19 protein-coding genes are annotated in these 21,806 nt (G+C 74.2%); 9 read left to right on the top strand and 10 right to left on the bottom strand.

The window, feature by feature from the left end; genetic code table 11:
- Positions 1–106 precede the first annotated feature (106 nt).
- From ACZ60W_RS10245 to ACZ60W_RS10225, 5 genes are all read right to left on the bottom strand, one after another.
- Positions 107–1,198 (bottom strand): HAMP domain-containing sensor histidine kinase, encoded by a 1,092-nt coding sequence (locus tag ACZ60W_RS10245; protein WP_469754907.1) that lies wholly within the window; start codon positions 1,196–1,198, stop codon positions 107–109.
- A 26-nt stretch (positions 1,199–1,224) separates the two neighbouring features.
- Positions 1,225–1,962 carry a response regulator transcription factor gene (locus tag ACZ60W_RS10240; RefSeq protein WP_017236227.1) on the bottom strand — a complete coding sequence of 246 codons (738 nt, stop codon included), beginning with the start codon at positions 1,960–1,962 and terminating at the stop codon, positions 1,225–1,227.
- A gap of 82 nt (positions 1,963–2,044) precedes the next feature.
- The gene (locus ACZ60W_RS10235; RefSeq protein WP_469754906.1) at positions 2,045–2,716 is read right to left on the bottom strand and encodes a spermidine synthase family protein; all 672 of its coding nucleotides are present in this window, start codon (positions 2,714–2,716) and stop codon (positions 2,045–2,047) included.
- 103 nt (positions 2,717–2,819) lie between these two features.
- Positions 2,820–3,881, bottom strand: a complete 1,062-nt coding sequence (surE, locus tag ACZ60W_RS10230; RefSeq protein ID WP_469754905.1) for a 5'/3'-nucleotidase SurE — start codon at positions 3,879–3,881, stop codon at positions 2,820–2,822.
- 183 nt (positions 3,882–4,064) lie between these two features.
- Complete coding sequence (locus ACZ60W_RS10225) at positions 4,065–5,810, bottom strand: glycoside hydrolase family 3 protein (protein WP_469754904.1); 1,746 nt, start codon at positions 5,808–5,810, stop codon at positions 4,065–4,067.
- 180 nt (positions 5,811–5,990) lie between these two features.
- Between ACZ60W_RS10225 and ACZ60W_RS10220 the strand changes: the two genes are divergently transcribed.
- Positions 5,991–6,632 (top strand): TetR/AcrR family transcriptional regulator, encoded by a 642-nt coding sequence (locus ACZ60W_RS10220; RefSeq protein ID WP_469754903.1) that lies wholly within the window; start codon positions 5,991–5,993, stop codon positions 6,630–6,632.
- Between the two features lie 118 nt (positions 6,633–6,750).
- Here the strand turns inward: ACZ60W_RS10220 and ACZ60W_RS10215 are convergent, their stop codons facing one another.
- Both ACZ60W_RS10215 and ACZ60W_RS10210 read right to left on the bottom strand, forming a co-directional pair.
- Positions 6,751–7,299: a hypothetical protein gene (locus ACZ60W_RS10215; RefSeq protein WP_469754902.1), complete on the bottom strand. Its 549-nt coding sequence runs from the start codon at positions 7,297–7,299 to the stop codon at positions 6,751–6,753.
- A 195-nt stretch (positions 7,300–7,494) separates the two neighbouring features.
- On the bottom strand, positions 7,495–8,133 hold the full coding sequence (locus ACZ60W_RS10210) for a GNAT family N-acetyltransferase (RefSeq protein WP_469754901.1): 639 nt from the start codon (positions 8,131–8,133) through the stop codon (positions 7,495–7,497).
- Positions 8,134–8,263: 130 nt separating this feature from the next.
- Here ACZ60W_RS10210 and lon point away from each other — a divergent pair, with 130 nt between their 5' ends.
- Both lon and ACZ60W_RS10200 read left to right on the top strand, forming a co-directional pair.
- Positions 8,264–10,675, top strand: a complete 2,412-nt coding sequence (lon, locus tag ACZ60W_RS10205; RefSeq protein ID WP_469754900.1) for an endopeptidase La — start codon at positions 8,264–8,266, stop codon at positions 10,673–10,675.
- Positions 10,676–10,784: 109 nt separating this feature from the next.
- On the top strand, positions 10,785–11,378 hold the full coding sequence (locus ACZ60W_RS10200; RefSeq protein ID WP_469754899.1) for a DUF4240 domain-containing protein: 594 nt from the start codon (positions 10,785–10,787) through the stop codon (positions 11,376–11,378).
- Positions 11,379–11,508: 130 nt separating this feature from the next.
- On the opposite strand, the gene ACZ60W_RS10195 is transcribed toward ACZ60W_RS10200, so the two are convergent.
- Entirely contained in the window at positions 11,509–12,393 is an 885-nt protein-coding gene (locus ACZ60W_RS10195) for a lytic polysaccharide monooxygenase auxiliary activity family 9 protein (protein WP_469754898.1), read from the bottom strand.
- Positions 12,394–12,601: 208 nt separating this feature from the next.
- Positions 12,602–13,432 carry a lysozyme gene (locus ACZ60W_RS10190; RefSeq protein ID WP_469754897.1) on the bottom strand — a complete coding sequence of 277 codons (831 nt, stop codon included), beginning with the start codon at positions 13,430–13,432 and terminating at the stop codon, positions 12,602–12,604.
- 275 nt (positions 13,433–13,707) lie between these two features.
- Here ACZ60W_RS10190 and ACZ60W_RS10185 point away from each other — a divergent pair, with 275 nt between their 5' ends.
- Positions 13,708–14,286: a MarR family winged helix-turn-helix transcriptional regulator gene (locus ACZ60W_RS10185; RefSeq protein ID WP_469754896.1), complete on the top strand. Its 579-nt coding sequence runs from the start codon at positions 13,708–13,710 to the stop codon at positions 14,284–14,286.
- Positions 14,287–14,430: 144 nt separating this feature from the next.
- On the opposite strand, the gene ACZ60W_RS10180 is transcribed toward ACZ60W_RS10185, so the two are convergent.
- The gene (locus ACZ60W_RS10180; protein ID WP_469754895.1) at positions 14,431–15,222 is read right to left on the bottom strand and encodes a hypothetical protein; all 792 of its coding nucleotides are present in this window, start codon (positions 15,220–15,222) and stop codon (positions 14,431–14,433) included.
- Positions 15,223–15,594: 372 nt separating this feature from the next.
- On the opposite strand from ACZ60W_RS10180, the gene ACZ60W_RS10175 reads away from it, so the two are divergent.
- From ACZ60W_RS10175 to ACZ60W_RS10155, 5 genes are read left to right on the top strand one after another with little or no spacing between them, the layout of a single operon-like run.
- Positions 15,595–18,645 (top strand): nitrate- and nitrite sensing domain-containing protein, encoded by a 3,051-nt coding sequence (locus ACZ60W_RS10175; protein WP_469754894.1) that lies wholly within the window; start codon positions 15,595–15,597, stop codon positions 18,643–18,645.
- Entirely contained in the window at positions 18,642–19,133 is a 492-nt protein-coding gene (locus ACZ60W_RS10170) for a roadblock/LC7 domain-containing protein (RefSeq protein ID WP_469754893.1), read from the top strand. Before ACZ60W_RS10175 ends, ACZ60W_RS10170 begins: the two co-directional genes overlap by 4 nt.
- Positions 19,130–19,543: a DUF742 domain-containing protein gene (locus ACZ60W_RS10165; protein ID WP_469754892.1), complete on the top strand. Its 414-nt coding sequence runs from the start codon at positions 19,130–19,132 to the stop codon at positions 19,541–19,543. The genes ACZ60W_RS10170 and ACZ60W_RS10165 overlap by 4 nt, the downstream gene beginning before the upstream one ends.
- Complete coding sequence (locus ACZ60W_RS10160; protein ID WP_469754891.1) at positions 19,524–20,237, top strand: GTP-binding protein; 714 nt, start codon at positions 19,524–19,526, stop codon at positions 20,235–20,237. Before ACZ60W_RS10165 ends, ACZ60W_RS10160 begins: the two co-directional genes overlap by 20 nt.
- Positions 20,238–20,273: 36 nt before the next feature.
- On the top strand, positions 20,274–21,509 hold the full coding sequence (locus tag ACZ60W_RS10155) for a styrene monooxygenase/indole monooxygenase family protein (RefSeq protein WP_469754890.1): 1,236 nt from the start codon (positions 20,274–20,276) through the stop codon (positions 21,507–21,509).
- Positions 21,510–21,806: the final 297 nt, after the last annotated feature.

Below are 21,806 nucleotides of genomic sequence, written 5' to 3'. Positions count from 1 at the left end.
GCAGGCACGGCCCGCTTCGGCCGCATCCCTGACCGCACCCCGCCCACCTGCACGCGAGTCCTGATCACGTACACGCAGAACGTGCGCTTCCGGTTCGAACCCTACGTCAATCTCTCACTCGAAGATTGCCCGGAAGAGTGACTCTGATGCGGCACCCACGTGACGATTCGGCCACACCGATCCCGCCGCCGTGCAGATCCACCGCCCAGCGGGCGATCGCCAGGCCCAGTCCGGTGCCGCCGTCGCTGCCCGGACCGGGGCGGTGCGGGGCCGAGCCCCGGTTGAACCGCTCGAAGACCTTGTGCCGCTCCGACTCAGGGATGCCGGGGCCCTCGTCCTCGACCTCCAGCTCCAGGGAGTCCGGATAGGGGCCGCGCCGGGCCCGGACCGTCACCCGGCCGTGCGGCGGCGAGTGCTTCACCGCGTTGTCGATCAGGTTCGCCATCACCTGGTGCAGCCGCTCCGCGTCCGCGTGGGCGACCAGCTCGGGCGGCGACACGTCCAGGTGCAGGTGGACGTCGGTCCGGTTGTGGAGGCCCGAGGTGGAGGACAGGCCGCGCTGGGACGCGGCGAGATTGGCCTCCCGCAGCACACCCGACAGATAGGGCCAGACCTCGAAGCGGCTCGCCCGCAGCGCCACGACACCGTTGTCAAGACGTGACAGGTCCAACAGCGTCTCGACGAGCCTGCCGAGCCGCTCGGTCTGCTTCAGCGCCGACCGCATCGTCTCCGGATCGGCCTCCGAGACCCCGTCCACGACGTTCTCCAGGACTGCCCGGAGCGCGGCGATCGGCGTGCGGAGCTCGTGCGAGACGTTGGCGACCAGCTCCTTGCGGTGCCGGTCGACGGCCTCCAGGTCGTCCGCCATGCGGTTGATCGTCGAGGCCAGGTCGCCCAGCTCGTCCCGCCGGTCCGCGCCCCGCACGCGGCGGGTGAAGTCGCCCCGCGAGATCGTCCCCGCCACCGTCGTCATCTCGTCGAGCGGTGCCGTCAGCGACTGCGCCACGAACTGGGTGATCAGCAGCGTCGCGATCATCGCGAAGACCGTGATGTAGCGGAACTCGGTGGAGGTCCGGATCGCCACCAGGGCGAGACCGGAGGTGAGCAGGACCGCCCCGACGACCAGGGCGCCCAGCTTCGTCTTGATCGAGATCACGATCCGGCGGGTCCGAGCCGGCCGGTGCGGTCCTTCTCCCACGTGCGGCCTCCCCGGCCCCGGCCGGCTCACGGCGCCGGGGTCTCCAGCGCGTAGCCGACCCCGTGGACCGTGCGGATGCGCTCGGCTCCGATCTTCCGGCGCAGCGCCTTGATGTGGCTGTCCACGGTCCGGGTGCCCGAGGCGTCCGCCCAGTCCCACACCTCGGCGAGGAGCTGCTCGCGGGAGAGCACCGCCCGCGGGGTGCCCGCCAGACAGACCAGCAGGTCGAACTCGGTCGGGGTCAGGTGCACGTCCTCCGCGCGGACCCGCACCCGGCGCTGCGCGTGGTCGATCTCCAGCTCGCCCAGCCGCAGGATGCCGCTGCGCGGCGTGACCGCCGCCAGCGCGGCCCGCTCCACCCGGCGGAGCAGGACGTGCACCCGGGCGGCGAGCTCGCGCATCGAGAACGGCTTCGTCATGTAGTCGTCGGCGCCGACGCCGAGCCCGACCAGCATGTCGGTCTCGTCGTCGCGGGCGGTCAGCATGAGGACCGGCACGGGGCGCTGGGCCTGGACCCGGCGGCACACCTCCAGGCCGTCGAAACCGGGCAGCATCACGTCCAGGACCATCAGGTCCGGCTGCCACGCCTCGGCGGCGTCCACGGCGGCGGGTCCGTCGGTCGCGGTCTGCACGAGGAAGCCCTCGGCGCGCAGCCGGGCGGAGATGGCCTCGACGATCGTGGCGTCGTCCTCGACCACCAGGACGCGCCGCTGGGCCCCCGGAGTGGCCGCCGCACCGTGGTGAGTGGTGTGTGTCTGCTCCATTGCCCCGCCTCGCGTCGCCGATGTCGGTGCAGCAGCCTAGAGGTACGGGCGGCGTCCCGGCTATCCGGCGGCGGTCCGGGCGCTATTCGGGGCGGACGGCGAGGTGGACGGCGTCGGGGACGCCCCGGGCAACCGGGATCTCTTCCGTCCGTACCCCGCTGAATCCGGCATTCCGCAAGGACCCTTCGAAATCGGCGGAGGGGCGGGCGGACCACACGGCGAGCACTCCGCCGGGGTTCAGGCGGGCCGCGCAGGCCGCCAATCCCCCCGCCGCGTACAGGGATTCGTTGTCCTCGGTGACCGTCCAGTCGGGGCCGTTGTCGATGTCCAGGCAGAGGGCGTCGTAGGTGTCGGGCGAGGTGTGGAGGTGCTCCACGAGGTCCGTGTGCAGGATCACGGTCCTCGGATCGGCGAGCGCGGCCCCGGAGATCGCCGCGAGGGGTCCCTGCCGGTGCCAGTCGATGATCGCGGCCTCGCGCTCGACGACGGTGATGCGGCTCCAGTGGGGGCCGGCGGCGGCGTGGGCGAGCGAGAAGCCGACGCCGAGGCCGCCGATGAGGACGGAGGCGCCGGTCCGGGTCCGCTCGGGGAGGGCGGCCAGCGCCGCGTCGACCAGGAGGCGCTCGGAGCGCCCGTCGGAGGTGTCCATGAGGAAGGTGCCGTTGGCGATGATCTCGAAGTGCTCGTCGCGGCGCCGCAGCACGACCTCTCCGTAGGGTCCTTCGCGGCGGTCGAGGGTGAGGGGGGAAGTCATCGTCGCTCTGTCCGCTCTCGTCTCGGCAGTCGGTCCCGGCCATCCTCGCGGGGAGGGCGGCCGGGATCAACACGCCGGGGAGTCAGGGCGTCACGCGCCGGGGTCAGGGGCGCGGGGCCTCGTGCCGCACGTACTGCTCGACGCGGTTCAGCTCCCGGCGGGCGTCGACCGGGGAGCCGTACGTCCGGTCCCAGGTGACCGGGGCGATCGTGACGTGGCCCCGGTCGAGCAGCCAGGTGGAGTCGGCGTCCGGGCGGCCCTCCGCGCACTCGCCCTCGCCGCTGCCGTCGAACGGGCAGAGGCCGAGCGCGATGTCGAACGAGTCGCTGCGCCCGCGCTGTGCGAAGGCGTGGAAGACGACCGCGCCGTCGCCGACGCGGGTCCAGACGGGGGCCCCGGCCCGCGCGCCCGCGCTGACGTCGGGGTAGTCGACCTTCAGGGCGAACTTCGGGGTCAGCAGTCCGCGTTGCCTCAGGCCGGCGACGAGGCGGGCGCCGAACTCGGCGTGGGCCCGGTAGTTGACCCGCGGGAAGCTGACGTTGCTCGCGTCCCCGGAGGACGAGAAGGCGAGGGCCGGAACCCCCTGGTCGATGGCGGCGACGGCCGCGCCGACGGTGCCGGAGTCGTTGACGCTGGCGGAGACGTTGGGGCCGGAGTTGATGCCGGTGAGGACGAGGTCCGGGGCGTCCTTCCAGCCGGCCTTGGCTCTGAGTCCGCCGCGCAGGGCGAGCTTGACGGTGTCGGCCGGGGTGGCGCTGGGGGAGTCCTGGGTGCAGGGCCCGGCGGAGAGGCAGACGCCGTAGACCGCGCCGCCGGAGGGGGCCTGGGCGCAGTCGCCCTCGTAGCCGGCGGGCAGGACGGTGCGGCGCTGGACCGTGACCACGCCGCCGTTGGTCACGGCGGTGCCCTTGCCGGACTGGACCTGCCAGGGCGCCATGACGACGACGTCGGCGCCGGCGGCGCACATCGCGCGGCGGAGCTCGTACAGACCGAGCCCGTCTGAGTTGCTCGCCTTCGCGGCCTGCATGGAGTCGTCGTTGGAGAGGAGGATCCGCATCCCGGCGAGCGGGCGGGCGGACGGGGCGCCGGGCACCGCCTGGGCGGTGACGCCCGTGGCGGCGAGGAACACGGCTCCGGCGGAGGCGAGGACGAGGTACGAGCGCATGGAGAACCTTTCAGGTGCATGACATGCGGGCAGGGGAGGGTGATCCGGGGCCCCGCCCCCCAGGGAGGGCCCCGGATCGTGCGCGGAGTCGTTCAGGTACTCCGCGGTCCTTGGGTGGGCCGGCCCGGGCGGGCCGGCGTCCGCCGGGTGCGCGGCGCGGGGCCGCGCCGGCGGGCCGCGGGCCTACAGCGACAGGCCGTGGCCGTGCGGGAAGACCGGATCGGCCGTGTCGTTCGGGACGTCCGGCCGGGACGCCTCGACGGCCGCCATCGACCGCGGCAGCTCGAAGGGCAGCCGCCCCTCGGCCCGCGCGTGCCCGAAGGCCACGTCCAGCAGGGCCTCGTCGCTCGCGCCGTAGTCGGCGATCAGCGCGGCCGCCCGCTCGGCGATCTCGGGCAGCACGGCCGGGCGCTCCAGGTTGACGCAGACCACGGTCGGCACGGTGGCGAGGAGGCCGAGGATCCGGGTCAGCTCCTCGTCGGGGAAGGCGAGGGAGCCGGAGTGGAAGAAGGACTCGAAGCGGTTCGGCCGCTCCTCGTACGGGGTCCGCAGCCGCAGGACCGCGACGTCGGCCCCGGCCGGGTCGTCGACGACCTCGCCGTACGCCGCGGCGACCGCCGGGTCGACGTTCTCCGCGTACAGCCTCGGCCGGCCCGTCAGGGGGAGCGGTCCGTCGGTGAGGACGGTGAGGGAGCGGCGCTGGGCGGCGGCGCCCGCGGCCGTGAAGTCGGCGCGGCCGACCGTCTCGGCCGCCTCGTCGGGGTCGACGTACCGCCGCGCGTCGAAGAGGCCGAGGACGAACTTCTCGCGCAGCAGCCGCCGCACGGAGGCGTCGACCCGCTCCTCGGACACCCGGCCCGTCGCCATCAGCTCCACGATCACCTCGGGGCACTGCTCGCCGCCGAACTGGTCGACGCCCGCGTCGAGCGCCTTCGCGGCCCGCCCGGCGACGTCGAGGTGCTCCACTCCCCAGGCCCGCGCCTCGTGCTTCTCGCCGAAGATGACCGCGTCGGTCAGCAGCCCCCAGTCGGCGCAGACGATGCCGGCGAAGCCGAGCTCCTCGCGGAGCAGCCCGGTGAGGACGCCCCGGTTGAAGCCGAAGCCGACCTCCTCCCAGTCGGTACCGACCGGCCGGCCGTAGTACGGCATCATCTGCGAGCAGCCGGCGGCGATGGCCTCATTGAAGGGCTCCAGGTGCAGGCCGCGCAGGCCGCCGGGGTAGACCTGCTCCTTGCCGTGCGGGAAGTGCGGGTCCTCGCCGTCCTTCTGCGGGCCGCCGCCGGGGAAGTGCTTGACCATCGCGGCCACCGACTCGGTGCCCAGGGTGTCGCCCTGGAGGCCGCGGACGTAGGCCCGCACGAGGGCGCCGGTGAGCTTCGCGTCCGAGCCGAAGGTGCCGGACTGGCGGGACCAGCGCGGCTCCGTGGCGAGGTCGATCTGCGGGTGGAGCGCGGTGCGGAAGCCGACGGAGAGGTACTCGCGGCGGACGGTGTCGGCGAAGCGGAAGACCAGCTCGGGGTCGCCCACGGCGGCCAGGCCGAGCGCCTCGGGCCAGGCGGAGAAGGCGCCGGCGTCGAAGGAGGCGCCGATGTTGTCGGTGAAGGCGTGCCGCGGGTCGGTCGAGAGCGTGACGGGGATGCCGAGCCGGGTGCCCTCGGCCATCTCCTGGACGGCGTTGTGCCAGAGCGCCATCTCGCGGGCGCCGTAGGTGCCGAGCAGGTTGAAGTGGGTGAGCCGACGGCCCTCGATCAGCTCCGGGGTGGCGAACGGCAGCATCGAGCCGTCCGTCTCGGTCACGGGGGTGCCGTCCGGATTCATCATCAGCATGGAGTGGAAGAGCTGTCCCGCCTTCTCCTCCGGAGTCATCCGGGCGAGGAGGTCCTCCACGCGCTCCTCCACGGGGAGGGTGGGGTCCTGGTAGGGGTTCATGCCGTACGTCCCTGCTTGCGTGACCGGCGGTGCGACCGGCTCGACCGACCTCGGACGGCGGCGCTGCCGGCCTCTGGCGCCCTCAGGCTAAGTGTGAAAACCGAGTAACCACTAGGTTTCTGAAATGTGACCTGAGTCACGCAAAAAAAGCCTCATTCCGGGCCCGGTTAAGGTGGCCGCATGCCGGAGAACACGGGCCGAACGCCCCGCAGGAGCGCAGGCAGGGGTGGTTACGCGGTCGGTGACGCGCGCCGCCAGAAGATCCTGGACACCGCCGTCGACCACTTCGGGCAGTGGGGCTTCCACGCCTCCTCCCTCGCCCGCATCGCCCACGACTGCGGCATCACCCAGGGCGGCCTGCTGCACCACTTCCGCAGCAAGGAGGACCTCCTCCTGTCGGTCCTCGCGCAGAGCGAGCAGCACGACGAGGAGCGCCTCTTCGCCGTCGACCCCGACACCTACGAGGCGTACCTCGACGCCCTCGTCGCGCTGATCGAGGAGAACACCCGGCGCCCCGGCATCGTCCGCATGTTCAACGTCCTGGTGGGCGAGTCCGGCAACGTCGGCCACCCCGCCCACGCCTACTTCAAGGAGCGCTACGCGCGCGTGCTCCGGCACACCGTCGACCTCCTGGAACGGGCGGTCCGGCGCGGTGAGCTCCGCCCCGACACCGACTGCGCCGCCGTCGCCCAGGAGCACCTCGCCGTCATGGACGGCCTGCAGATCCAGTGGGCCCTCGACCCCGCCTCGATGGACATGCCGGACCGCGTCGGCGCCTCCCTGCGGCGCCAGTACGCCGCGATCGCCGCCCCGAAGGACTGACGCGCCCCGCGCTCCCGGGCCCCCCGGGCCGCACGGCCTGGGCTCCGGCGGCGGACTCCGGTCGTACGGGTGCGGCGCCGGCCGTCCGCTCCCGCGCACGGCCCCGACCCGCGGGCTCTCAGGGGGCGGTCGGCGGGCCGCCCTCCGGGAGGGCGGCGAACACGCGCCGGAGGGCCTCCGGGCGGTCGCCGTCGTCCGCGACGACGAGGCGGTGGCGGTAGGTCACGTAGTACTGGAAGCCGTCGGCGATCGGGCTGCCGGACGGGCGCTCCGGGACCCGGGCGTACGCGGGGTCCTCCAGGGCGGCCCTGAGCGCGGCCGTCTCGGCGGGGGTCTGCTGGCCGGTCCGGGGCGGCTTCGTGCCGGAGCGCAGGGTCCAGGTGCCGTCGTCGTGGACGACGAGCTGGTTGCGGACCCCGGCCAGGCCGCCGTTGACGACCACCTCGACGAGCACCCCGGCGGGCACCGGGTCCCGCGTGGGGGTGGCCGGCGCCGTCGTGGCGGTGGAGGGGGTGCCCGCCGGGGGCGCGGTGGGCGCGCTCGACCCCGAGGGCGGCCCGCCGGGCGCGGGCGCGCCCGCCTCCGGCCCGCAGCCGCTCGCTCCGCCGACGGCCAGCGCAGCCGCCAGCAGCGCCCCGCACCACGTTCCCCGTACGCCTCGCACCATGGGTCGAGCATGCCCCGTGGAGGCCGCCCCGCGCAGCCGGACGGGGCGGATTCTCCGGGGCCGCCCGTCCGGCCGCGACGCCATCGGGGCCGGGCGGCCGGCCGCGCGGGACGCCCGGCCGCGCGGACACATGGTTCGTCCCGCCGCTGACGGGCGAGCGGTCCGGCCCCGCGACGGGCGTGAGGTCCGCGCCCCTCAGTCGCCGTCGCGGACGATGCCGGTGAGCGGGCCCCGGTAGCGCCAGTCGAGCGAGTCGTAGAGGGCGAGGCCGTCCGTGGTGGCGGCGAGCACGCCGGTCGTGGCGCCCGCCTGGGCCGCGGCGGCCTCCAGGGTGCGCATCACGTTGGCGCCCAGGCCCCGGCGCCGGTGGGCGGGGTCGGTCTCGATCTGGTCGGCGACGGCCGTGGAGCCGGTCGGGGCGATCTGGCCGCGGGCGGCGAGGGTGCCGTCCGGCGCGAGGATCCGGACCCGGATGACGCCGTCCCGCGTCTCGGTCGTCCGGACGTACGCCTCCGGCGGCGCGGGCCGGGCGCCGGGGTCCAGGTGCTTGACCATCATGAAGCCGGGGTCGTCGGGGACCGTCCACCCCTCGGTGATCCACGGCGCCACCTCCTCCGGGGCCGCCATCACCTTGAGCCAGCTGAACGGCTGGGTCAGCCGGGCGCAGAGCGCGCCGACGGAGGCCGCGTCGGGGGCCGGCAGGACGTGGCGCACGACGTGCCGGGGCAGGCCGACGTCGATGCGGTGGCCCCAGGGCTCGGTGACGGCGGCCGGAGTGCCGCGGGAGACGGTCCAGCCCGCCACCCAGGCAGATGTAATGGCTGCAATATCCATGGAGGTATTACATCCCGCCTCGCGCGCCCACGGGAGGCTGATCGCTCAGAGCGAACGAACGTCCGGGAACAATCCCGGGCTCAGGTGCATTGAGTCGGTACAGCTCAACTTGACTGCCGAAGGGGAGATCATGGCTTCTGAGTCCATGGCGTCCGTGCCGCTGACACTGCCTGTGCTGCCGCTCGACGACGAGGTCGTGCTGCCCGGCATGGTGGTGCCGCTCGACCTGTCCGACACCGAGGTGCGCGCCGCCGTCGAGGCCGCACAGGCCGCCGCCCGGCCCGGCGCCGGCAAGCCGCGGGTGCTCCTGGTGCCCCGCGTCGACGGCACCTACGCCGGAACCGGCGTCCTGGGCATCGTCGAGCAGGTGGGACGCCTGTCCGACGGCGACCCCGGCGCCCTGATCCGCGGCATCGGGCGCGTCCGCATCGGCGCCGGGACGACCGGACCCGGCGCGGCCCTGTGGGTCGAGGGCGGCACGGTCGAGGAGATCCTGCCCGACCCGCTGCCCGGCTCCGTGACCGAACTGGTCAAGGAGTACAAGGCGCTCGCCACCAGCTGGCTGAAGAAGCGCGGCGCCTGGCAGGTCGTCGACCGCGTCCAGCAGATCGACGGCGTCGGCGCCCTCGCCGACAACTCCGGCTACTCGCCCTTCCTCACCGTCGAGCAGAAGGTCGCGCTCCTGGAGACGGCCGACCCGGTCGCCCGCCTCCGCCTCGCCACCGCCCAGCTTCGCGAGCACCTCGCCGAGCAGGACGTCGCCGAGACCATCGCCAAGGACGTCCAGGAGGGCGTCGACAAGCAGCAGCGCGAGTTCCTGCTCCGCCGCCAGCTCGACGCCGTCCGCAAGGAACTCCGCGACCTCAACGGCGAGGCCGAGGGCGACGAGTCCGACGACTACCGCGCCCGCGTGGAGGCCGCCGACCTGCCCGAGAAGGTCCGCGAGGCCGCCCTCAAGGAGGTCGAGAAGCTGGAGCGGTCCAGTGACCAGTCCCCGGAGGGCTCCTGGATCCGCACCTGGCTCGACACCGTCCTCGAACTGCCCTGGAACGAGCGGACCGAGGACCGCTACGACATCCGCGGTGCCCGGGCCGTCCTCGACGCCGAGCACGCCGGCCTCGACGACGTGAAGGAGCGCATCACCGAGTACCTCGCCGTGCGCAAGCGGCGCTCCGACCGGGGTCTCGGCGTCGTCGGCGGCCGCCGCGGCGGCGCCGTGCTCGCCCTCGTCGGCCCGCCCGGGGTCGGCAAGACCTCCCTCGGCGAGTCCGTCGCGCACGCGATGGGACGCGAGTTCGTCCGGGTCGCCCTCGGCGGCGTCCGGGACGAGGCCGAGATCCGCGGCCACCGCCGGACCTACGTCGGCGCCCTGCCCGGCCGGATCGTCCGGGCGATCAAGGAGGCCGGGACCATGAACCCGGTCGTCCTGCTCGACGAGATCGACAAGGTCGGCTCCGACTTCCGGGGCGACCCGGCGGCCGCCCTCCTGGAAGTCCTCGACCCGGCGCAGAACCACACCTTCCGCGACCACTACCTGGAGGTTGAACTCGACCTCTCCGACGTGGTCTTCCTGGCCACGGCCAACGTCCTCGAAGCCATCCCCGAGGCCCTCCTCGACCGCATGGAGCTGGTCAGGCTCGACGGCTACACCGAGGACGAGAAGGTCGTCATCGCCCGCGACCACCTGCTCCCGCGCCAGCTGGAGCGCGCCGGCCTGGAGCCCGGCGAGGTCGTCCTGGCGGACGGGGCCCTGCGGAAGCTGGCCGGCGAGTACACCCGCGAGGCGGGCGTGCGCACCCTGGAGCGGTCGATCGCCCGGCTGCTGAGGAAGATCGCCGCCCAGCACGAACTGGGCGACCGCGCGCTGCCGTTCACGGTCGGACCCGAGGACCTGAGGGAGCTCATCGGGCGCCCGCACCACGTGCCGGAGTCGGCCCAGGACCCGGCCGAGCGGCGCACGGCGGTGCCGGGCGTCGCCACCGGGCTCGCGGTCACGGGCGCGGGCGGCGACGTGCTCTTCGTCGAGGCCTCCCTCGCCGACCCGGAGACCGGCGCCGCCGGGCTGACCCTCACCGGTCAGCTGGGCGACGTGATGAAGGAGTCGGCGCAGATCGCGCTCTCCTTCCTCCGCTCGCACGGCGCGGAGCTGGAACTGCCCGTCACCGGCCTCAAGGACCGGGGCGTGCACATCCACTTCCCGGCGGGCGCGGTGCCGAAGGACGGCCCGAGCGCGGGCGTCACCATGACGACCGCGCTGGCGTCCCTGCTGAGCGGCCGACTGGTCCGCACCGACGTCGCCATGACCGGCGAGGTCTCCCTCACCGGCCGGGTGCTCCCGATCGGCGGGGTGAAGCAGAAGCTCCTCGCCGCGCACCGGGCGGGCATCACCACCGTGGTGATCCCCAAGCGGAACGAGGCCGACCTGGACGACGTCCCGGCCGAGATCCTGGAGAAGCTGGAGGTCCACCCGGTGACGGACGTCCGGCAGGTCCTGGAGATCGCGCTCGCCCCGGCGGCCGTGCCGGTGGGCGTGGCCGCGTGACCCCCGCGCGGCGGCGCGCCGCGTAGCTCCGCGTCCGGACCGGGGTGCCCCGCGGGGCACCCCGGTCCGGCGTATCCGGATGTCGGTGAGGGCTGTCATGCTCGTACACATGAACGACGACGCCTTCTGGGCTCTCATCGACGAGTTGGGCCGCCGGACCGGGGAACGGGACGAGCGGCTGGAGTGGCTGCGGACGGAGCTGCTGCGGCGCCCGGCGGCCGAGAGCGTGGAGTTCCAGGTCCGGCTGGAGGAGGCGTGCGAGGCCGCCGACACGCGCGTGATGTGGCGGGCGGCGAACCGGGTCGAGGGCGGTGCCTGCAGCGACGACGGCTTCCACTACTTCACGCTCTGGCTGGTGGGCCAGGGGCGCAAGGTCTACGAGTCGGTGCTCGCCGACCCGGACGCGCTGGCCGACGTGCCCGGCGTCCGGGCGCTGGTGGGCCGGCACCACGACGTCTGGGACGACGACGAGTGGCCCGAGTGGGAGGAGCTCGACTACGTCGCCCAGGACGCCTACGACGAGCTGACCGGTCAGGAGGACGACGAGGGCGAGGAGTTCCTCGACGCCGTCGAGGAGCTGGAGCAGGAGCGCGAGGACCGGGAGGAGCGGGAAGAGGACGGGGTGACCCGGGGGACCAGGCCGGAGGGGTTGGCCCTGCCCCGGCTCACGGCCCTCTTCCCGCTCGGTTCGTCCGGCTCCTAGGCCGTCCCTCGGGAAGGGACGGCCAGGGGGTGTCTCGCCGCTCGCGCCGGGCTCGGCAAGCCCCCCTGGGGCGGCCGGTGTCCGGCTCCCCGGGGTGCCGCGGGGCGTCGGGAGCCGGACGGTGCCGCCGTCAGGAGGCGGACGGGTTCCGGCGGCGGCCCAGGAGCAGGCTGCCGGCCGCGAAGGCGGCGACGGCGCCCGCGCCGCCCAGGGCCAGGGGGAGCGGCGAGGAGGGGGCTCCGGCGGCCTCGGAGGAGAGCGCCGGCGGCTGCTCGTCGCCGCCGTGGCCCGCGTGGCTCACGGTGGAGAGCTCGGCCCCGGCCGCGATCTTCGCCTCGCTCGGGGCCTTGGCCTGCGTCGTGCCGGCCGTGGCCGCCGCGGCGCCGAAGGTGACGTCCGAGCAGCTGTAGAAGGCCTCGGGGCTGTCGTTGCGCTGCCACACCTGGTAGACGATGTGGCGGCCGGTGCGGGCCGGCAGGTTGCCGGTGAACTGGTAGTAGCCCTCGGTCGAGGTGCGGGTGGTCGGGAAGACGGCGACGGGGGTCGCGTCCAGGTCCGACCACTTGAGGGGCTGCGTCGGGTCGAAGCCGGGCTTCGTGATGTAGAGGGTCATGGTGCCCGCGTGGGGGGCGGTCACCCGGACCTTGAAGTCGAAGGAGCCGGCGGCGACGGCGGTGGCCGGCCAGTCGGTGCGGGCCCAGTCCAGGGCCCGGTACTTGGCGCGGTTCGCCGAGCAGAGCTTGCCGTCCGGGATGATCGTCCGGTGCTGCCCGTCGGCGTTGGCGATGTTGACCTCGTTCCAGTCGTAGAGCGGCTGGGTGCCGGAGTCGGCGACGAGGTCCTTGCAGACCTGGGACTTGGGCGTCTCGGGGCCCTCGGCGTAGCAGGAGGCCACCCGGCTGACCGGGTTGAAGACGGCTCCGTGGGCGCCGGCCGCCGTGGGGGTGAGGCCGACGAGCGCGGCGGCGGACAGGGTGGCGGCGGCCACGGTGGTGGTGCGGCGGTGGGAGGCCATGCGGGGGCTCTCTCTCGTGCGTGGGGGAGTACGGGACGAGCAACGCGCGCCGGGCACACGGAAGTTGCCTTCCGGGCGACCGGCACAGAGCCTCGCATTGGTCCATACCAATGGGCAAGGGGGTGGGTGGAAAAAGCCGTGGCGGCCCCCCGGGGTGCCGCACACCCGGGGGGCCGCCACGGCCCGTGCGTCCTCGCGGAGCGGCAGGTCAGCCGTTGGCGAGCGCCTGTACGCGCGAGTAGTCGCCATTGAAGTGGTTGTGGTCCCCGACCGTCGGTCCGGACGAGGTGTACTGCCAGATCGTCTGGTAGGCCCAGCCGGCCGGGAGTTCACCGACCGTGGAGGCGTACCGCGCGATCCACAGCGGGTTGGTGGAGGCGAACGCGGAGGAGTTGCCGGTGCACTGCTTCCACCAGCTCGTGGCGGTGTAGATGACCGGGTCGCGTCCGGTGCGGGTCCGGTAGCGGTTCACGAAGTCCCGGATCCACGTGACCATGCCGGACGCGGTCTTGCCGTAGCAGGCCGCCCCGTACGGGTTCCACTCGATGTCGAGGACGCCGGGCAGGGTCCTGCCGTCCTTCGACCAGCCGCCGCCGTTGTTCACGAAGTAGTCGGCCTGCGCGGCGCCGCCCGTCGTGTCCGGGGTGGCGAAGTGGTACGTCCCCCGGATCATCCCCACGTTGTAGGAGCCGGTGTACTGCTGGTCGAACGAGGTGTTCTTGTAGTACGTGCCCTCCGTGGCCTTCACGTAGGCCCACTTGACGCCGCTGTTCCACAGGGTGGACCAGGCCACGTTGCCGTTGTGGCTGGAGACGTCGACGCCCTCGGTCTGGGCGGCCAGGGCCGCGCCGCCGGCGGGCCCGGCGCCCGCGCCGTCGTGGGCGATCACGCCCATGCCCATGAAGGCGGAGCCGCGCGCGGGGACGGCCCGGGCGCCCGGGTCCTGTGCGGCGCCGGCGGGACCGGCGAGGGGCAGGAGCAGGGCCAGGGCCGCCAGGGCGGCGCCGGCCAGGGTCGTTCCGGATCTGTGCACACGCATTGCGTGCCTCCGAAAGGCTCGGTGGGGGGAGCTGCTGGGGGTGGGGGCGCACGGTGCCGATGACGCATGGTGTGGACATGTCATCCTGGCGCCGGGAACGACGCTACGCACGTAGACCCACCCGGGGAAGGGCCCCCGGATGCCGCCGTTGGTCTACTCCTGCGAAATACTGGAGGAGCTGCGGAGATGGCCGCGGCGGGAAGAAACTTTCAGCGGCCGGAAACCGGCGGCCGGACCACCGGGCGGCCGCCGGAGAACGCGTGGGAGGTGCCGACGTGCACACAAGCGGTACGGGAAGCGAAGGGCCGGCCCCGGACGACGGCCGCACCGGCACCCCGGCGGCCGGAGGCCGCGCCACGGCCGCCCCGCCCCCGGCCGGCGACGACCGGCCCGGCCGCGCCCCGGTCCCCGCGCCCGTCGGCGTGGACCCCGAGTTCCTCGCCCTCGAACGCGAACTGGCCGTCTTTCTGCGCCGCGCCCGGGCGCAGTCCGGCGAGATGGCGCGAGAGGTCCACCCGGAGCTGGAGCCGGCCGCGTACGGCCTGTTCGTCCGGCTCGACGACGCCGGACCCCAGCGGGCCACCGAACTCGCCGGGTACTTCGGGGTCGGCAAGGCGACGATGAGCCGCCAGCTGCGCGCCCTGGAGATGCTCGGCCTCGTCGTCCGGGACCCCGACCCGGCCGACGGCCGCGCCTCCCTCGTCCGCCTCACCGAGGAGGGACGCGACCGCTTCCGCCACGTGCGGGACGCCCGGCGCGAGCGGTACGTCCGCAAGCTCGTCGACTGGGACCGTGCCGAGGTCGCCGAACTGGCCCGGCTGCTCCACCACTTCAACGTCCGCTCGGAGGGCTGACCGCCGGCGCCCGCGCGCTCGCCCCGCCCACGGGATCCCGCGGGCTCGCCCCGCCCACGGGATCCCGCGGGCTCGCCCCGCCCACGGGATCCCGCGGGCTCGCCCCGCCCACGGGATCCCGCGGGCGGGCGGAGGGGCGGGTGCTCAGCCCTCGCCCGGCTCCGCGTAGACCGCCGTCGCGTCGTCGTGGATCTTCCACCGGTGCGTCCCGCCCGCCGCCGCGTCCCCGGCCTCCAGGCTCCGCACCCGGCACAGCAGCCCCGACGGCCCCTCCCCGCGCAGGACGCCGAGGCACTCCGCCCAGTCGCCCGCGCCGAACAGCTCCACCCAGCGGGACGCCCCGTCCGTGAGCGCCGCCAGCGACCGCACCCGCGCGCGGGGGGTCGAGCCGGTCACGGCCCGCTCCGCGACCGCCGGATCGGCCGCCGCGGTGAAGAAGCCGCCCTCCCGGTTCCGCAGCCGGTCCGTCGCCGCGAGGGAGCGCCGGACCTCGTCCGGCACCCGGTCGAGCCGGTCGTCGAGCACGGCGCGGACCGAGCCGTCCGGCGCCTCCAGGAGCAGCACCGAGTCGGACAGCACGAGATGCTCGACCACGTCCGCGTCCCACCGCGCGAGGACCACCGTCGCCTGAGGCGTGCGCACGTGAGAAAGGTCACAGGTGTCCCGATGGGCGTCCGCGGTGCGCCGGATTGCCCGCGACAGGATCTCGGACAGGGACATGTCCGGCCGGGAAGCGGACAGTTCGGTCAAAGCCCCGCCGAGGCGCGCCGTGAACCACGGCACCGTGTGCACACAACCGTCATCCCCGGCCGGGGGTGTGACGCCGTCGAGCACGACGACGGTTCCCCCGCGTCCCGCGGCGGGCAGGACGGCGGCCGCCCAGTCCTCGTTGGGGCGTTCGGGGCTGCCGGGGAGGGAGGCGACGTCGCTGCGCATGGGCTCCAGTGTGCCCGCCCCGGAACCACCGCTTCCCGTACTCCTTCACGGGACCTGCATATGACCTGAAATGGCCTGTACCAACGGGTCGGCCGGGCCGGGAAGGAGGGGGCGGACGCCTCCGCGGAGCTGCAGGCGGGCATCCTGCCAAAGCCCGCCCGGAAGATCCAACCGGGGCCCCGTCGGCCCCCGGCGGGACCGCCCGGGGAAGTTGTTCGCCAACTCATGAGTGTTGTTCACTCGTTCGGGTGGCGGAGCGGCCGATGCGCGCCCCCTTCCCAGAAGCGCTGGAATGGTCGGAAGCCGTACCAGGGGTGGGGGCGCTCCATGTGACCGGTCGTCACCTCTGCTTTGTGGGCGGACGAGTCAAGAATGCGAGCACCGGTGCAGAAGAAGCGGCCTCGGAGCAACAACGGCACGCGGAGCCAGGCCCCCGGTGCGGAGCCGACCCCCGGCGGGACCCCGGCGTCCCCCGCGCAGACGCAGCCCCAGCCCCCCGCCGGCCGTACCAAGCGCGTCCGCAACCGCCTCGTCGCCGGCGTCGCCCTCGTCGGCGTCACCGTCCTCGCCGCCGGAGCGCCCGCGGTCCTCGCCGCCTCCGCCGAGCTGACCGACTCCCAGCGCCTGGTCACCCTCGCCGAACTCGACCGGCAGGCCGTCACCCTGGCGCACTCCCTCGCCGACGAGCGCGACGAGATCGTCGCCTACGTCGCCGCCGGCCGCGACGCCCAGACCGGCGACGCCGAGGACCGGCGCCAGATCACCGACGCCCGGTCCGGCCGGGTCGACCGCCAGATCGACGAGATCAGGCCCGTCGCCGGCGCCGAGCTCCGCCGCGACCTCGCCGGCGTCCCGTCCCTCCGCCGTGCCGCCCTCACCGGCAAGGGCACCGCCCTGGAGGCCCACAAGGCGTACTCGGACGTCATCGGCAAGCTCCAGGCCCTCGCCGACGAGCTCGCCGACAAGACCCCCGCCCGCGCCGCCGACACCTCGCTGACCGAGGCCACCCGCGCCCCCGCCGCCCTCGGCCGCGCCGTGGAACAGGCCTCCGCCAGCCGCGGCCTGCTCGTGGCCGCGCTCTCCGTGCCGCAGCCCAAGCCCACCGGCGAGGTCCACTACGACTCCGACACGGGCACCTACGTCCCCGACGTGCCCGAGGGCGCCGCCGAGGCCGAGCGCGCCCGCGACGCCCTCAGCGCCGCCGCCCAGCAGGCCCGCGTCCGCGAACTCGCCGCGCTCGGCGACTTCGACCAGGCCGCCGGGTCCGCCGCCCGCGACTCCCTCGCCGCCACCGTCACCGGACCCGACGTCAAGAGCGCCGAGCGCTCCCTGTCCGCCCTCACCGACCAGCCCCGGCTGAGCGAGTCCGAGCGCGAGACCGACCCGGCCGCCCTGGACGCCGCCCTCTCCGCCCGCGTCGAGCAGATGCGCGGCGTCGAGTCCGCCCTCTCCGCCGAGCGCGTCGAGCGGCTCGCCGCGCTCCGCGACGACGACGTCACCGCCCTCGAACTGCGCATCGCCTACCTCGGCGGCTGCCTCCTCCTCGCGATCGGCATCTCCACCTACGTCGCCCGCACCCTCACGCGCCCGCTCGCCGTCCTGCGCATCGGCGCCGCCCGGCTCGCCGCCGCCCCCGCGCCGCACACCGAGGAGCCGGTCCGCTTCACCGGCCGCAACGACGAGTTCGCCCAGGTCGTCCGCTCCCTCAACGGCCTCCACGGCAAGCTCTCCGGCCTCGCCGCCCACACCGAGCGGCTCACCGACGAGCGGGCCGACCTGGCCGAGGCCAAGGAGGCCGTCGGCGCCGAGCTCGCCGCCCAGCGCGCCGAGCTCCAGGGCCGCGTCGCCCTCCTCACCGCCGAGCTCGAACGGCTCCGCACCACGGTCCACCACACCTTCGTCAACCTCTCGCTGCGCAGCCTCGGGCTCGTCGAGCGCCAGCTCGGCGTCATCGAGAAGCTGGAGGAGCGCGAGCAGGACCCGGACCGCCTCGGCACCCTCTTCAAGCTCGACCACATGGCCACCGTCATGCGCCGCCACAGCGAGAACCTGCTGGTCCTCGCCGGCCACGAGCACGTCCACGGCCACGCCGGGCCCGTCCCGCTGGTCGACGTCCTGCGCGCCGCCGTCAGCGAGATCGAGCGCTACGAGCGGGTCACCATCCAGTCCCTCCCGCCGCACGCCCAGGTCGCCGGCTTCGCCGCGGACGACCTGAGCCACCTCGTCGCGGAACTCCTGGAGAACGCCACCTCCTTCTCGCCGCCGGACGCCGAGGTCCAGCTCTCCGGCTGGCTCCTGGAGAGCGGCGAGGTGATGCTCTCCGTGCAGGACTCCGGCATCGGCATGACCGCCCACCGGTGCGCCGAGCTCAACGCCCGGCTCGCCGACGCCGACCCGGACGCCTTCGACGGCGAGGGTCTCGGCATGCGCGTCATCGCCCTCCTGGCCGCCCGCCACGGCGTCCGCGTCGAGCTCCGCGAGCAGCAGCCGGGCGGCACGACCGCCGTCGTCGTCCTCCCGCTCCCGCTGCTCCCCGCCGCGCCCCCGGCCACCGTCTCGCACCCCGTGCGGGTCGCGGGCGCCGCGCCCGCCATCCAGCTCCCCGGCTCGGTGGCCGAGGCCAACTCCAACACCCTGCCGTCCCGCACCCGCGACCCCCTCGTCGAGGCCGCCGAGCGCGCCGTCCTCGCCGCCGAGGTGGCCGGCGAGACCGTCACCCGTGCCCCGGAGCCCGCGCCCGGGCCCGCGTACGCCCCCGAGCCGCAGACGGACGTCGCTCCCGAGCCGGCGTACGCCCCGGAGCCGGAGCCGCAGCCCGCCACGGAGTACGCCCCCGAGGCCGCGTACACGCCCGAGCCCGAGGCCGCGTACGCCCCCGAGCCCGAGGTCCGGTACGAGCCGGAGCACGCCCCCGAGCCCGCGCCCGAGCCGGGGTACGACACCGGGACCGCTCCCCTCGGGGAGTCCGTCTCCGAGACCACGCTCCAGGTCCGGCTGCCCGACCCGCCGCCGGAGCCGGACGCCCACGAGCGCGCGGCCGAGGACACCGGGCCCGCCCACGCCGTGGACCCCCAGGCCCCCTCCGACCCCGGACCGGTCACCGCCCCCGTGCCGGCCGCCGACCCGGCGGTTCCCGGGCCCCGCCCCGCGCAGTGGGAGAGGGTCACCGACAAGGGCCTGCCCAAGCGCACCCCGCAGGTGGTGCGTCAGCCCGACGCCACCGCCACCACCCGTAAGAGCGGTGTGGACGCCGAGGCCCTGCGGAGGCGCCTCGGTGGCTTCCACCAGGGAGCCAAGGCCGGACGGCGTGACGTGGAGGCCGAGTTGGGCACGGAGCGGATGGACACGGCGCGGAGTGAGGCCGTAAGGACTGCACGTACAGAGGAGATGACGGGGGACTCAGGCGAGGAGGCACGCAGTTGACCGCGACGGGAACGTTCGGACTGAGCACGGAGGCCCGCAACCTGCAATGGCTGCTGGGCAATCTGGTCGAGGAGGTGCCCGGCGTCCGCTCGGTCGCCGTCGTCTCCTCCGACGGGCTGCTGCTGCTGTCGTCCGACCCCGCTGTCCAGCAGGCCACGACGGTCACCGGTGAGCCGGTCCGCCCAGGCGGACCCCGCGGCTCCAGCGCGGACCTGGCCACGATCGTCTCCGGCATCGGCAGCCTCACCATCGGCGCCGCCCGCCTGATGGACGGCGGCGGGGTCAAGCAGACGATGGTCGCGATGGAGGACGGCAGCGTCTTCGTGATGTCGATCAGCGACGGCTCGCTGCTCGGCGTGCACGCCACGCCCGACTGCGACATGAGCGTCGTGGCGTACCACATGGCGCTCTTCGTGGGCCGCGCCGGGCACGTACTCACCCCCGAAGTCCGCAGCGAGCTGCGCAAATCGATGGAGAGCCCCCAGTGACGTCCGCCTCGTACCTCCACAAGCTGCCGGTACGGGGAGAGGGCCGGCGCCCCGCGCGGGTGCGCCCCTACTCGCTGACCGGCGGCCGGACCCGCTTCGGACACATCCTGCTCGTCGAGACCTTCGTGGCGGCGCTCGAAGCGCCCGCCGCCCGCAAGGTCCTGACCGACGGCGGGCCCGCCGCCCGCGGGCTGATGCCGGAGATGCGGGCCATCGTCGAGATCTGCCGCCGGATGCGGACGGTCGCGGAGATCTCGGCGCTCCTCAAGATGCCGTTGGGGGTCGTCCGGGTGCTGCTCAGCGACCTGGCCGACCAGGGAAAGATCCGTGTGTACGGGACCGGTCACGGCACCGGCCAGCCCGACCGCGCGCTCCTCGAAAGGGTGCTGAGTGGACTCCGTCGTCTCTGACGCCTCCGCCGTCTCCGAATCACCGGCCGCCGCGGCCATTCCCGCACAGCCGGGGACCGGTTCTCTCGCCCCGGACACCCCCGCTCCGGACACCCCCGTCCCGGACGCCGAGGACGGTGCCCAGGACTGGCAGCTGGACCACACGCGCGCCCCGATAGCCACGAAGATCGTGGTCGCGGGCGGCTTCGGCGTGGGCAAGACCACCTTCGTCCGCGCGGTCTCGGAGATCACCCCGCTCCAGACCGAGGCGCTGATGACCCGGGCGAGCGAGGAGACCGACGACCTCACGGCCACGCCCGACAAGCTCACGACCACGGTCGCGATGGACTTCGGCCGCATCACGCTCGACAACGACCTGGTGCTCTACGTCTTCGGCACTCCGGGGCAGCAGCGCTTCTGGTTCATGTGGGACGACCTGGTGCGCGGCGCGATCGGCGCGATCGTGCTCGCCGACACCCGGCGGCTCACCGACTGCTTCCCGGCCCTTGACTACTTCGAGAGCTGTGGACTTCCGTACATCGTGGCCGTCAACCACTTCGAGGGAACCGAGGTGTTCGAGGTGGAGGACGTCAGGGAGGCCCTGACCGTCCCTCCGCACGTACCCGTGGTGATCATGGACGCGCGCAAGCGCTACAGCGTCGTCGAGAGCCTGCTCGCGATGGTCGCGCACGCGCTCGAAGCCACCCCCGAATAGCCTCCCCCTCGCACACAGTCGCCAGGAGCACCACCCATGCGGAAGATACTCATAGTCGGCGCCGGACAGTCCGGCCTCCAGCTCGCCCTCGGCCTCCAGTCCCAGGGGTACGAGGTCACCCTCATGTCGAACCGGACGGCGGACGAGATCCGGTCCGGCCGCGTCATGTCCACCCAGTGCATGTTCCACACCGCGCTCCAGCACGAGCGCGACCTCGGTCTCGACTTCTGGGAGTCCCAGGCGCCCCGCATCGAGGGCCTCGGCGTCTCCGTCGCCGGCCCCGACTCCGCCCGCGTGATCGACTGGGTCGGGAAGCTCGACGGGTTCGCCCAGTCCGTCGACCAGCGCGTGAAGATGGCCGGCTGGATGGACACCTTCGTCCAGCGCGGCGGCCAGCTGGTCATCCACGGCGTGGCCGTCGGCGACCTCGACTACTTCTCCCGCAGCTACGACCTGGTGCTCGTCGCCGCCGGCAAGGGCGAACTGGTCTCCATGTTCGGCCGCGACGCCTCCCGTTCGCCCTACAGCGAGCCGCAGCGCGCCCTGGCCGTCAGCTACGTCCACGGCCTCGGCCCGCGCCCCGAGCACCCCGACTTCGACGCGGTCCGCTGCAACGTGGTCCCCGGCGTCGGCGAGCTCTTCGTCATGCCGACCCTCACCACCGGCGGCCGCGCCGACATCCTCTTCTGGGAGGGCGTCCCCGGCGGCCCGCTCGACGCCTTCCAGGGCGTGAAGGACCCCTCCGAGCACCTCGCGCTGACGCTGGAGCTGATGGAGCGCTTCACCCCCTGGGAGTACGCGCGCGCCACCAAGGTCGAGCTGACCGACGCCGGCGGCACCCTCGCCGGCCGGTACGCGCCGACCGTCCGCAACCCCGTCGGCCGGCTCCCCGGCGGCGGTCTGGTCCTCGGCGTCGCCGACGTCGTCGTCGCCAACGACCCCATCACCGGCCAGGGCTCCAACTCGGCCTCCAAGTGCGCCGCCGCCTACCTCGCCGCCATCGTCGAGCAGGGCGACCGGCCCTTCGACGAGGAGTGGATGCGGGGCGCGTTCGACCGCTACTGGCAGACGGCCCAGCACGTCACCAAGTGGACCAACGCCATGCTGGCCCCGCCGCCGGAGCACGTCCTCCACCTCCTCGGCGCGGCCGGCGGGCTCCAGCCCGTCGCGGACCGCTTCGCCAACGGCTTCAACGACCCCTCCGACTTCGAGAACTTCTTCTTCGACCCGGAGAAGACGTCCGCCTACCTGGCCTCCGTCACCGCCGGCTGACGCGCCGTCCGCCGGCGGCGCGTCCGCCGGCGGCTCGCATCCTCCGGGGCCTTCCACCGCCCCGGGGGGCTCCGTCACACGAACGGCACCGCATCCGGGTGCGGTGCCGTGACCGCTCAGGTGCCCGGACGTTCCTCCGGGCGTGAACACCACCCTGCGACGTACCGTCGCTTCCCTCACCCTCGCCGGGTCCCTGCTCGGCGGGGGGGGGGGGGGGGGGGACGACACCCCCCCCCGCCCCCCCCCCCGACCCCCCCCGGGAGAAACGCCCCCGGCGGGGGGGGGGGAAAGCCCCCC

Source organism: Streptomyces sp. NPDC104202, assembly GCF_055584185.1.
This window is presented reverse-complemented; position numbering and strand designations above follow the sequence as displayed.

What these genes read in the sequence shown, in the direction of transcription:
- ACZ60W_RS10235 (WP_469754906.1), bottom strand. Translation starts at nt 2,716, where the DNA reads ATGACTTCCCCCCTCACCCTCGACCGCCGCGAAGGACCCTACGGAGAG.
- ACZ60W_RS10220 (WP_469754903.1), top strand. Translation starts at nt 5,991, where the DNA reads ATGCCGGAGAACACGGGCCGAACGCCCCGCAGGAGCGCAGGCAGGGGT.
- surE (WP_469754905.1), bottom strand. Translation starts at nt 3,881, where the DNA reads ATGCGCTCGTACCTCGTCCTCGCCTCCGCCGGAGCCGTGTTCCTCGCC.
- ACZ60W_RS10240 (WP_017236227.1), bottom strand. Translation starts at nt 1,962, where the DNA reads ATGGAGCAGACACACACCACTCACCACGGTGCGGCGGCCACTCCGGGG.
- ACZ60W_RS10200 (WP_469754899.1), top strand. Translation starts at nt 10,785, where the DNA reads ATGAACGACGACGCCTTCTGGGCTCTCATCGACGAGTTGGGCCGCCGG.
- ACZ60W_RS10225 (WP_469754904.1), bottom strand. Translation starts at nt 5,810, where the DNA reads ATGAACCCCTACCAGGACCCCACCCTCCCCGTGGAGGAGCGCGTGGAG.
- ACZ60W_RS10155 (WP_469754890.1), top strand. Translation starts at nt 20,274, where the DNA reads ATGCGGAAGATACTCATAGTCGGCGCCGGACAGTCCGGCCTCCAGCTC.
- ACZ60W_RS10210 (WP_469754901.1), bottom strand. Translation starts at nt 8,133, where the DNA reads ATGGATATTGCAGCCATTACATCTGCCTGGGTGGCGGGCTGGACCGTC.
- lon (WP_469754900.1), top strand. Translation starts at nt 8,264, where the DNA reads ATGGCTTCTGAGTCCATGGCGTCCGTGCCGCTGACACTGCCTGTGCTG.
- ACZ60W_RS10195 (WP_469754898.1), bottom strand. Translation starts at nt 12,393, where the DNA reads ATGGCCTCCCACCGCCGCACCACCACCGTGGCCGCCGCCACCCTGTCC.
- ACZ60W_RS10215 (WP_469754902.1), bottom strand. Translation starts at nt 7,299, where the DNA reads ATGGTGCGAGGCGTACGGGGAACGTGGTGCGGGGCGCTGCTGGCGGCT.
- ACZ60W_RS10190 (WP_469754897.1), bottom strand. Translation starts at nt 13,432, where the DNA reads ATGCGTGTGCACAGATCCGGAACGACCCTGGCCGGCGCCGCCCTGGCG.
- ACZ60W_RS10180 (WP_469754895.1), bottom strand. Translation starts at nt 15,222, where the DNA reads ATGCGCAGCGACGTCGCCTCCCTCCCCGGCAGCCCCGAACGCCCCAAC.
- ACZ60W_RS10175 (WP_469754894.1), top strand. Translation starts at nt 15,595, where the DNA reads ATGCGAGCACCGGTGCAGAAGAAGCGGCCTCGGAGCAACAACGGCACG.